This is a genomic window from Bacteroides sp. UBA939 (assembly GCF_002293435.1).
Lineage (GTDB): Bacteria > Bacteroidota > Bacteroidia > Bacteroidales > Bacteroidaceae > Bacteroides.
On the sequence record NZ_DBDF01000226.1, the window covers coordinates 1 to 12288 of the forward strand.

9 protein-coding genes are annotated in these 12288 nt (G+C 44.7%); 6 read left to right on the forward strand and 3 right to left on the reverse strand.

Translation table 11 applies throughout. The features are described from left to right. Positions 1-236 precede the first annotated feature (236 nt). Genes B2Z67_RS15010 through B2Z67_RS15020 form a run of 3 tightly spaced genes read right to left on the reverse strand, consistent with a single transcriptional unit; the run spans position 237 to position 4553 of the window. Positions 237-2393: a DUF6562 domain-containing protein gene (locus tag B2Z67_RS15010; protein ID WP_291530653.1), complete on the reverse strand. Its 2157-nt coding sequence runs from the start codon at positions 2391-2393 to the stop codon at positions 237-239. A gap of 48 nt (positions 2394-2441) precedes the next feature. Further along, entirely contained in the window at positions 2442-3446 is a 1005-nt protein-coding gene (locus B2Z67_RS15015) for a DUF6562 domain-containing protein (protein WP_291530654.1), read from the reverse strand. A 6-nt stretch (positions 3447-3452) separates the two neighbouring features. Further along, on the reverse strand, positions 3453-4553 hold the full coding sequence (locus tag B2Z67_RS15020; protein ID WP_291530655.1) for a DUF3575 domain-containing protein: 1101 nt from the start codon (positions 4551-4553) through the stop codon (positions 3453-3455). A gap of 210 nt (positions 4554-4763) precedes the next feature. Between B2Z67_RS15020 and B2Z67_RS15025 the strand changes: the two genes are divergently transcribed. The 6 genes from B2Z67_RS15025 (at position 4764) to B2Z67_RS15050 (ending at position 12034) form a co-directional block, all read left to right on the forward strand. Continuing rightward, complete coding sequence (locus B2Z67_RS15025) at positions 4764-5996, forward strand: hypothetical protein (protein ID WP_291530656.1); 1233 nt, start codon at positions 4764-4766, stop codon at positions 5994-5996. After that, a complete protein-coding gene (locus B2Z67_RS15030) occupies positions 5993-7132 on the forward strand; it encodes a hypothetical protein (protein WP_291530657.1) in 1140 nt (379 codons plus the stop codon). Before B2Z67_RS15025 ends, B2Z67_RS15030 begins: the two co-directional genes overlap by 4 nt. Before the next feature lie 363 nt (positions 7133-7495). Next, positions 7496-8263 (forward strand): hypothetical protein, encoded by a 768-nt coding sequence (locus B2Z67_RS15035; protein ID WP_291530658.1) that lies wholly within the window; start codon positions 7496-7498, stop codon positions 8261-8263. Between the two features lie 48 nt (positions 8264-8311). Beyond that, complete coding sequence (locus tag B2Z67_RS15040) at positions 8312-9394, forward strand: FimB/Mfa2 family fimbrial subunit (protein WP_291530659.1); 1083 nt, start codon at positions 8312-8314, stop codon at positions 9392-9394. A 33-nt stretch (positions 9395-9427) separates the two neighbouring features. After that, entirely contained in the window at positions 9428-10459 is a 1032-nt protein-coding gene (locus tag B2Z67_RS15045) for a hypothetical protein (RefSeq protein ID WP_291530660.1), read from the forward strand. A gap of 30 nt (positions 10460-10489) precedes the next feature. After that, the gene (locus B2Z67_RS15050) at positions 10490-12034 is read left to right on the forward strand and encodes a FimB/Mfa2 family fimbrial subunit (RefSeq protein ID WP_291530661.1); all 1545 of its coding nucleotides are present in this window, start codon (positions 10490-10492) and stop codon (positions 12032-12034) included. Positions 12035-12288: the final 254 nt, after the last annotated feature.

The following is a 12288-nucleotide window of genomic DNA, read 5'->3' on the forward strand; positions in this document are numbered from 1 at the left end:
CGCGGAGAAAGTTTCTTTCCACCGCGGCGGAAAGAAACTTTCCCCGTGGTGGAAAGAAACTTTCTCCGCGGTGGAAAGAATAAAGAGTAGCCAGCATTTTCTTTAGCCTTCGTAGGAAAAAGAGGTAGGAATAGTAGTCGAAGGATCTCTTCTCCTTTGTATTTCAGAAGAGGAGATGCTTCGACTACGCTACCAATGACGGATACTACCTCCTACTTACTACTCACCTCCCCCCCCTACGGCAATTCCGTAGCGGCATCCAATAGTCCGTAGGTTCTGAATGAATTAGTAATCTTGTACCAACCGCCGCTGAATATCTGAATATTATTGTACCAGCCGACAAGGCAGTCGTCTAAAATAGATTTGTCGTCAGGTTGCTGGTCGATAGTACATGAGGCTGAATAACCACCTAAACCGTTATCGTATCCGAAAGTAGAATCGGTTGTTGGGCGAATATAAGCAGTGTTCGCTGTCAGCGTACGGGGAGACGTTGCGCCGGGTGTGAACCGGATGGCGACTCCTGTTATGTTACCTCCTCTACCCGATACGACGCGTATGGAAGATAGTGCAGCGGCATCAGTCGTTCTCGTTCCGGACAAGGTGATGTTGCCGGATGCGACAATAGCTATGCCTCCCGTTCCGCCTGTGGTAACAGGGGGCATATCCGAATCGGCGCCCGCACCGCGACCTCCGTTGATAAAGCAACCTCCCGTCACAGTCAGATTACCGCCAACAACTATTGCGCTGCCTCCCATGCCTCCATCGCCGAATGCGTCACCCCCCAATATAGCGGATCTATCAAGGTTATCTCCATCGATTTCTTTCAAACCGCCGCTAATCGTAACGTCGCCGGAGGCCTCGATAGCTGCACCACCGTGGGAATTTGTACCGAACGTAAATCCGCCTGCAACGGAGCCGCCTTCCAATGTAACGTTACGGGCGCGAATGCCCGGACTTGCGACTACGCCATCCCCTATGGTTTGGGAAGCCATGATTTCGGTCGTATGATTGACATTGTCAAATAGCAATTTGGCAATAGTGCCGTATACCCATACATCTCCATCTACGTTTATCGGAGAGGTATGTGACAGGGAAGACTCCCGCACAATCACATTACCTGTGCCGGATACGATGGGACTCGCATTGGAACTGCTGCCGAACGATACTTTATCGAAGGTGATGGTAGCTCCGTCCTGAAGTTCAAAGTGTACTCCATTAATAGGCACGTTAAAAGTACCGTTCCCGAATTTTCCCAATATCGGATCCATTTGTGCTGTAACCGTGATGTTCTTGGATATGGTTAGAAAGAGCGGAGTTGTAGGGAGATGCGTCGGCAACTCTGATAAGTCGAGTGTGTTTCCCGGTAGCATTCCGTTGATAAGCGATTGGACATCTTCCCATAACAACGGTGTTACGTAGTCGGATTCCAAATCAGGATCAGTCCACGCATCGTCAATCTCTACCGAGAGTTTCGTCATACTGGGATCGGTTAGTATATTGCCCGAAATATTGGTACGTTTGTTGCGTTCTACGGGCATATTGGCGGGAATGGTAAATAATGTACCTGCGGTATTTTTCAGTGTATAATCTATTTTAATCTCGCCCAACAACTGTTGACCGCTTGCCGGAGCCAGGATATAATCGAAGAAAATATTTGCTTTTTGGGTAGGGGCTGCGGGGAAAGATGTTATACCATTGAGAGTTATAGAAGAGGTTCCGCTTACCGAACCGTCCATTACATTGAACATTGACGGAACATCGTAAGCCAAGTCCATGGTCTGCAGTTCTGCCTGTATCGCTGCATCTTTTTCAATGATGTTGATTCGTCCGAATGGGCGTTTCAGGGTTACGCTTCCGGCATTGCCCGGTGCGGTACCGGTCTTTGTGAAGGAAGATTTTCCAAAGAAAGCGTCACGCGAAGCAGTGCTGACCGCATAAGCCGCATTGATAATGGAAATTGTTTTCAGTCCATTGGTATCATCGGTCTTGTAATAAAGGTCTTCGTAATGACCGCTTGCGGCGGTAGCGCCTAACGTTACATAATCCGCCCATAACAAAGCGTCGTAGTCACCGGCAACCGGCAAATTGAAATCGAAAACCACTGTTTGTGCGGCATCACTAACCAATTTTTCTTCGCGATAGGCTACAGCATCGCTTTCGTCCCATACTTCGAGGATATAGCGCAGCGAGTATCCCGGCATTTGCAGGTCGCCCGAAGCTGCACGGGTCTGTGTGCCGGACTTCGGAAAGTCTGCCGCTTCATCGCCTACATTGGCGCTGATCACTACCCGGTTGTTCTCACTGTTTTGCAGGTTGAAGGAATCATCCTGACTACACGATGTTGCCAACCCGATAAGGACAAGCAACAAAATTAAGGAATTGAACTTTTTCATTTTTTACTTTTTAAATGATTAGAAAATTTATACTTGATATTCTGTTTCTTATAATTCATCCAAATCAATGTCGATATCACCATCGAATCCGGGGTCTATACCGATACCGCCCGAACCGGAAATGGCCGTGAGGAAGCGCCCGCGAATGGTAGTGACGTATCCCCGTTTGTAAGGCACATTGAGACTGGTAAGCTTGCCTACAAGTTCGCCGCTACGGGTAGTGATTTCAATCGAAAGGGGAATGTGCGACCCTGCCCCGTTCACGAAAATATGGTCTGTCCCCAGTAGTAACTCTTCCGTGCCGTCTGCCGGCAAAGTAAGACTACCTGTAAAAGCTACGCCGAGTTGCGAGTTTGCCGGCTTGCCTTCCCATACGTTAAAAGCAAGGGGGAAATAGAAACCGTAAGAGAACCGGATATCAAACGCTGTCTGTCCGGGAAACCTTTTGCGGGCTGTTTCAAGAAACTCCGCTGCATCTGTAGCAATGATGTGGTACTTAGCCAGCGGACGTTCCAAATTCACATCCAACCGCACATGGGTGTTCCATTGGTCACGATAGGAACGCAAATCGAGTGATGTCGTGGCATAATGGCAATCACGGTGGTCCGTGTTGCCGGTGTATGGCTCATGAAGAGTCACGTTGCTCAGATCTGTAGCATCATGATGCAGGCCATCTTCCGAGTCTGCCTCCGCATGATCTGTCCACACGGCAACAGTGTATTCCAGCGCATGGAGGGTAAGTGTTTCAGGCAGCAGGAACTTGGTTTGCCCTTCGGTCAAGTCTTCCGGTATAACTGTCTGTCGACTGACAAGCTCTCCTTCGCGCCAGACTTCAACAATGAAGCGGCGGCGGGGGCTTTCGCCGGAGCGTACTGTGGTTTTCATCCGGTTCGGGTGTTCTTTCCATTCCAGATTAAGCAATAAATTGACCTCTACCGTCAGCAGTGTAGGGTCTATTCCCTCACCGTCGGGATATTCGTGGATGCAACCCGAAAACAATGGAATAAATGCGATGAATAATAATAGGTATAGTAGGTGTAGTATCTTCTTCATGCTGAATTATTTATTAGTATGGAAACGATAGGCAACAGAAATGCCAATGCGGGTAATGCCCCAATAGTTTTTGGTGCGGGTATTTATGCGCGCCCCATCATCTATATTATAATAGGTGTCGTAACGCAGGTTGGCATAACCTGCTCCAAGTGTAAACTCGCTTGCCCATCTGTCCCCTAAAGGCAGTAGGTAGCCGTAGCTTAATCCGGCTCCCAGCAACGGTCTTCCGGTATTCTGATAGCGATCGTTTTTCCATTTCACATTATACCACGCGAGAGAGGCGTGGACACCGAAGAAATGTCCTTGCCCCAGCTGTGATAACCACCACCGCGCTTCGGGCTGAAAGGCAAGCATCCTTACCGAACGGGAGTCGCCGATATGCCACGGACACCATATTACAGGTAGTTCAACAGAGATATGCTTTCCCGCTTGTATGTCTATAGCTGCGTTAAGCATTGTGCCTGCCCATGCCGCAAGATTGGTTTTTATGGCGATATATCGTGATGCTGTTATTTGGGGAATAATTGCTTCCTGGTGTTTTGAAGCAATTTGGGATTCGCTTTCTTCTATAGTGGCTGTGTCTGCCACGGATATGATAGCCTGCTGATTTTCACTGATTGGTTCCGCGTTTATTTCTTGCTCTATTTCCTGCTCAGGTTCTGTATGCTGCTCTTCTTTCGGGGCAGGAATACGGATTGTGACAATCACTATATCCTTATGTCCGTTATAGTCGGTAACATAATTCTTTGTTATGAAATGTTTCTCTTTCAACCCCTTACGGATTATAAGTTCTGATTTCACACGGTTGGCACGGAGGAAAGCCGTGCGGATGTTTTCCCGCTTTGTAGGCAGAGAGGCACAATACCCATCTACATACACCGGCATTTGACCGGAGATAATATCACTATAGAATTCATCTATAAGCATATTCAACCGGTTTAACTCATTGGCGTTATCATTTAAGTTGCTCCAAAACACATCCTTTCCGGAAAGGAATTTAAAGACAATTGTCCTTTCGGCGGATAAGGATTGAGACTCCTGCGCAAGTGTTTTTCCTGTGATAAATAGTCCTAATAAGATTACTAATAATTTGTTGCGAATCTGCATATCTTTGTTCATTATTACCGCTGCAAAATTACATAATCCCTTGCGGCCGGTTATTCAAAAAGGTACAAACCTGCCTGCCAAATGGTACAGGCTTTATTGTATTTTTGCCAAAAAGTACAGAATCTGGCGAAATCGTACAATTTCAATGTTGATGTCCAAAAATAAGAGTCAGAAGTATGGCATACGGCGGCGATTATTTATATTTGCAGCATGAATGATACATGGGAGATATTGCCACTTCTCGGCGCATGCCTGCCGCTCTTCTCATCACTCATCTGGATGTTGATGATTACGCTTTCGGTGCATGACAGCCGTACTAGATTGGAGCGGAAGATTAAACACACCGTCCTCAGGTTCTACATCTTTCTGGCAATTAGCTGGACAGCGTTGCTTCTTTACACTTACATTCCATCGGTGTCGCTCTATTTTAATGTTGCAGTCTATCTTGCGTACATGCTCACTCCTGTACAGTTCTATCGTTATGTTTGTGAACTATCGGAAACTGCCGAGCTAAAACCATTTTCCTCATGGCATTATGCCTTGCCGGTTCTGATAGTTTCCGTGCTTGGCGTATGGTCTTTTTTTGTACCGTGGGATGTGCAGCTCGGACTGGTGGAATCGCGCGGACAATTCTCCCCTGAGTATCCGGTATATTCCCGGTATTTCCTCTTCAAACCTGCGATGCGATTCGTTTACGTTATCGTCTATACCGTTCTGTCATTAGTGCGCCTCAGACGCTATTACCGGGCAATGGGCAGGAAAGCCGATAAGCATCCTCAGCCTGTCCGCTGGATTACGGGGCTGATGGGATTCGTTGTTGTGATATTGCTCCTCTCAGTGCCTTCGGTATTGCTTCCGCGCGGAGAGTTTGTAACCTCTTGGCAGGTGCTTATATTAACATTCCTGCACGCAGGAGAAGACTTTATTATAGGCTACAATGTAATCCGGCGGAATTTCCTTCTTTACATCCCGTCGGTAAAAGAGCGTATGGATATGATGGAAGCCGACCCGAAAAAGAACAAAACGGTTAGCGATTCGTCGCAACTTCCGGATGAGGTTAGCTTCACGCAACTTCCGATGCAGAATGTAAAATTGACGAAAAAGAGATTTGAAGAGTATGTCAATTCCCGTAAACTCTGGCTCCACCCGGATCTGAAGATGACAGACCTTGTTGAGCCGCTTAAAACAAGCCGTACCAGTCTTTCTAACTTCATAAATAAAACCTATGGAATGAACTTCAACCGGTACATAAACTCACTGCGGCTGGCTGAACTTAATCGTCTTATGTCTTTGCCTTCCAATGCGGGTAAAACGGTTGATGATTTATTATATGAGGTAGGATTCGTCTATAAGCGTAACTACACACGAACAAAGGAGGCTGAAGAGAATGGTCGGAACGGTAATGTCGTGGAACGCGCCGCAGGTAAAGGAGGTATGGAATGATGAACCCGGCATGGAATACGACATTAATGACGGTGATTTTCAGTCTGCCTGTTGTTACGTCTCTCATCTGCGCCATGATTGTGACCATTTATGGTCGTGAGGAACGAAACCTTCCTCACGCCCTGATCCGGACACTCGTTGCGGCGTTCTTGGTATCGACATTTCTCTGGGGCTGCATAGTGTTGTATTTACAATGGCCGATATTGTTTGTCGTACTTCAAACGGCTTTCTATTACGCCTTGTTAATACTCCACGTCTTACTCTACCGTGTTACTTACTCTCTTACAGGTACGGGCGGAAAGGAATGCTTTTCTAATATGCATTACATTGTTCCGGCAATTATTCCTGCGGTACTTCTAATCTGGTCATTTTATGTGCCGTTGGATGCGCAACTCTATATCGTTACGTCACGTGGGCAGGCAATGGCGGGCTACGAGGCATATACGGCGCTGTTCACTTCCAAACCAATAGGACTTCTGTTGTGGAACATCACATACAATCTGCTTTCGTTCCGGCGCATTATGGCCTACCGGCACGTTATTGGCAATTACTCAGCCGACGAAGGACGTTCGCCTGTCCGCTGGATCAAACAGATGATACTGGTTCTTTTGTCGATTATCATGTATCCGCTGATAGCGATGGGGATGGGTAGAACTGTACTTTTTGGCTCTCTCTGGATGATTCTTCCCTCTATATTGATTGTGGCGGAGTTAATTATACTATGTTACAACATCGTGTCGGAAAACTACATCGTGATAACCGATGCGGATGAAAAAACAGACACCGACAGGGATAAAGCCCACCACATAAACCGTGAATATTTCGAGCATTACATTCAAACACAAAAACCTTATCTCAACCCCAAGCTGCGCATCACGGATGTAGCTGCCGACCTGCACAGCAACCGCACTTATGTCTCGAACTTCATCAACAGCGAATATGGAATGAATTTCAGCCGTTACATTAACCTGCAACGGCTCAAAGAACTCGATTTGCTGTGCCTCGATCCGAAAAACAAAATTGTTATGGGAATCGACCTTATATTTCAGGCAGGATTCAGCACTTACCGGGGATATATAAGAACGAAAACAGAAGAGGATAGAAACCGTTTGTTGAAAGGGTTTGAGGACCGCTAAATCATATTACTTTTCAGAATATTTAGATACGAAGAACAGGCAATTCAGTACTTTCTGCATATTTTTATGATAAATATGCCTATGTCGTATGAACAAATGTAAAGTGGCAGTGTTACTATAAAACAACAAATTGAATACTATTATTCATAAAGCTTTCATCTACAAAGGTATAGCATTATGAATGAAGTATTCCAATTTGATTAAACTAATTGTTTCATTTGAATTCCTGAATCTATGAATATGCGGTCAATACATTATTATTTATATGTAATAGTCTTACTGGGATTTCTCAGTTCTTGTATTTCTGATGATCTTTCCGACTGCCCCGTTCCGCAGTACGTGGTAGAAATATCCGTAAAGGATATGAACTACATAATCAATCCCGATCTCCTTCCGGAGATTCCTCCTCAAGAAGAAAATGCATCGTTTTCTGATTGTATAGAAACCATTTACTATACATTAACTGATGCTATATCTCAGAATATCGTAAGAGAAACTACAGTGACAATAGCGGCAAGCGGAGATGTGCAAACATATCCTATTACCTTTGAAGGGATTCCGGAAGGAGAATACATTCTGACCGTATGGGGAAACCTACCCTCCGGCAACAACTCCCCCAGAGGTGAACTACACCGGAATTCCACAGAATCTACCGATATTTATGTAAGCACCCGCAAACTGCAATTCGACAGTTCTTACCAAACCACCAAGGTTCCCTTGGAGCGAACAAAAGGAAAACTTTTATTACTCAGTTACAATTTCCCTACTGTAATAGGAGGCATCAAGTTAAATATAGACCAGATATACCAGTCGGCAGACGAAGAATTAAGGTACACAGGTATTGCAAGTGTGGAAAAGTTTTCACCTTTTCAATCGTCCGTACCGACATTGCTTGCTCCGAGTCCGGAAGGATCAACTTCCATTCTGAAACTTGATTACTATACAAACGATACAGGAAACGGTGAACCTTTCCTGGATGTACCACCTATATATTTCACAATGTATCGTAATGAAATATCTGCAGTGAAAGTAGATTATAACATTGCACAAGAGGCGTATGAAGTCTATATATATATTCAGAATGAATGGACTCTGATACATCAAATGACCATAGAAGAGATAGAAGAATGATTTACTTTAATATAATATTCAATTTAATTAATTTAAAAAATTACGATCATGAAGAAGTGGATGTTTTTTTTCGTAGCAAGTCTGTTTGTATTTGCTGCATGTTCAAATGATGATGAACCAGTGGCTCAACCTCAACCAACGAAAGGTACTGTTACTTTCGAAATTTCGGCCGTGAATAAACTCAATGAGGGACTTCCTTCTCGCGCTCCGGTGTATAGCCAGGCAGCTGTCCAACATGTTACCCGGGTTAGTATCTATGCTTTTAAGTCTGATGGCGCCAAATACTTGTTTACTAAGTCTTTTGAAGTGACAGGTTGGAGCGATGGAACTACTTATATGCGTTATGCAATACCTGATGACGAAGAGCTTCCGGTGGGTACTTACAGATTCCTGGCCGTAGGACGGGATGCCACCGATTTGTTTACGGTAACAACACCTGTAGCCGATAACACTGATTATGAAACAATGGAAGCTACCATTGCCAAAGGGGGAGATGAAACTGAAATCTTTGCCGGTTCGGCAGATGCTACAATTGATACCGAAGGTGTTCGTGTACGTATTGAAATGACTCGTAAGGTTGCCGGTATTCTTGGATTCTTTAAGAATATACCTGCGACTATGGATGGAAAAACCGTAAAATATCTGCGTCTGACAGTGAGCGACTGTAACATCAATGTGAATTTGAGTACCGGAACAAGTAATAATACTGCCATTGTTCCCTATAATATTGTGGATATTGATCTTTCTACTCAGACAGAGACCAATGGTATATATGGAGGAAATGATCTTACGGGACAGGGAGTTGTGAAAGCTGCCAATACACAGTTGGGAGGATCTTTCTATATGCCTATCGCAAGTGTAACTATGACTCTCGGACTCTATGATGAAAACAATGCTGCTATCAAGGAATGGAGTGTAATGGATGGCGCCAACGGAAACGTTACTACTCTTGATATTCTTGCCAATCATTTCTATTCTTTGGGAACAAAGGGAGCTGCCGGAAGCACAGATGGCGGTACTCCGGGTGATACGTCCGATGATGATTCAGCGATTGACCTGCTGATTGACCAAAACATCGTGATTACTGTCGATCCGGCATGGTCGACGATTCACAATCTCACCATCCAGTAAAGTACCTCAATCGTAGACTTTGATAAGGTGGATATGAAAAAGGCGAACTATATACTAAGTTTGTTAACGGGAATAGGGATGATTCTCCTGAGCGGATGTTCTGCGGAAGAGAACCGGGACCTGTTCCCGGACGACAAAGTCGTTCCCGTAAGTCTATCAATAGACAGGAGCGATAGTTATACGCGTGCGCCGGGTGATGCTGAACTTTCAGTTAACAGGATTCTGATTATACCTTTTCGTAAAACCGATGAGGCATTGAATAATGATCCTGAGAACTTCGTGCCCGAATATGATTCGGCGCGACAATTGGATGTCAGTCTCTTCCCGACTGTTGCCACCATGTTGAACTTATCCGCTGCATCCACTTATCAATTGGTAATAATCGGTTATAACCGAAATGATTATGATTTTGCCAATCAAGGTGGCACTACGGAACGGTTCAGTATCGGTTCTACTGATATACCTGCCACATTGGCGAACTCGTTCTTGGAACTGACAGACGCACCGGTGGTCCCCGAATTCTATTCTTGTATCGGGACAGGATACTCGAACTATGATGAGGTGGGACAACTATTCAAGCCTTCGGAAGTGAATAATGTACAGGGAAAACTTACGCGGTTGGTGAGCGCCTTAAGTATAGAAGTAAGCAATGTTCCGGAATTTGTAAGCTCCATGACCCTTGTGGCTGAACAACTCGTAACGGGTATCCACATTACAGATGCCACGCCTTTGGAATGGCAGACTGCAGGTGATAGCGGAGTAAAAACATTGGCAACTGAAGTGCCGGCATCAGGTAATGTGAACTTTAACCTTTATATGTTGCCAACTACAACTGCCAGAAATACATTGCTCTATCTGGATGTAGCGTACGGCACCGATACGGAACGGTATACGGTGAAGATACCCGACGAGACAGGCATTGTGTCGAGTAATCGTATCACATTCGACTCTAACCACTGGGTGAAAATCACAGGAGATTTTTCTTCCATGAATATAGGTTTCAATTTAGACATCCGTAATATCAATCTGGATGATGACAATTGGGATGGTTATGATACGAATTAATGTGATGAGATTTAATATCATAGTAAAGAGATGAAAACAACTCGTTTTATAATAGCAGGCCTGCTTTGCTCTTTCCTCTTTGTCGGTTGCGACAAAGAGGAGGCAGGCTTTCCGGAATTACCTTCCGGAGGGGATGAGCCTTCGGAGATAGTATCATCTGAGATACCTGACGGATATTTTGAGGCAATCTTTTCGCCGGGACAAATGGGTAGTGATACACGTGTTCCTGTTTCCGGTCAGGATAGCCGGGTGCGCAGCATTCGCTATGTGGTCTATAAGGCTACCGGTGAATATGTGAAGGAAAGAATGATTTTAAATCCGGCAGATGCAATACCGACATGGCCTTATGCTGCGATAAAGGATACGCTCCCCAAAGGAGAGTACACCGCTGTATTCCTTGCGAATATGCTCAGCACTCAATTCCCCATTCCGTCGGAGCAAGCAACGACTTACCAGGATATACTGACGAACTATCAGACTACCCGTGCCGATGCACGTATCAATCTGCCCGGAGCGGAATTTACCGATAATTCCGAATTCTACTTTGCAAGCGTCAGTTTCTCGGATGTTTCGCCGCAACCTACTGTTTTGTTGCAACGTATTATTTCAATGCTCAATCTTTCCCGCCTTCTTATTGATGCGCAAGATGCATTAGACTCATTGGTGGGCAATATTGTCGAACAACTCCATTATGAAGATTTGATTGAGACTACATTAAAGGGAGTTCTTCCGGGAGCATTGGAAGAAGGGCTGGGTAAGATTCCCGGTGCAAATGTCGTATTTTTGGCAGTAGGCGGATTGGATGGTGCGGTTAATTTAGTATCCGAGAATTTGCTTGCGCCGTTAGTTGACGCACTATATAAGATGTTGTTGCAGCAATTGGTGGCTCAGTTAGCTAAGACACTCACGGCTAATTCTTCGCAGAGTGATTTATTAGGACTTTTGGGTGGTTTATTGAATCCATGGAATGTTGCTGATGCCGGTTATGCGGTGGTTACGATAAATGATTTTCCGAAAGCCATTGACTTGGATTTGAATGTGACGGATGTTCATTCCGGTGAGCATAAATTCCTTTATAATCTGGCAACACTTCCAGGTGCCGTTAACAGTGAAAAGAGTATTCTTATCAGAGGCTTTGAAGGTTTGTATGACGTGCGGGGGATTAATGTGGCTAAAGTAGGCTTAGTTTCAGGTTTAGTGGTTGACGGTATATTAGATAGCGACTGGTTACTGACCGGCGCACTTGTGGATATTACCGATAGTATTGCTGTTACGACGGAAGCAAACTTCCGGTACGAGTCGGATTATTCTGTTCTCAGCCTGGGATTGAAAGATTACACACAACAGGAGGATGGTGAAGAAGGACTTTCTCTTTCTTTGAAATTGTCCGAGGTTGCTAATCTGAATGATGTACTGGGAGGAATTCCTGTCCTCGGCCCTATTCTAAGTAAACTAATCGATACGCTTATGCCTTTGCTGGATAAAATAGTTGTTGCAGTGCCTCTGAATGTTCCATTATTGAGCATTGATAATCTGAAGATATCCGGCGGTTGGTCGGTTCCGGAAACATACTGATTGAATCCGGAAACGTATTTACTGATCCGCATAAACATCACTAAATGAAAATTTAGAAGAGTAAATTGTTAATGGGGCCAAAGGCGGAGTGGCAGGTGAAACAATAACACATAAAAAGGGTATCTCAATCTTGGGATACCCTTTTGTTGAACTTAATCTAATCTAAGTACAAAACATTAAATAGTTTATATTATTGCAGACTATAAATCGCTTATTATCAACAGCCATAAACATCATTGATAATATAAACTAAT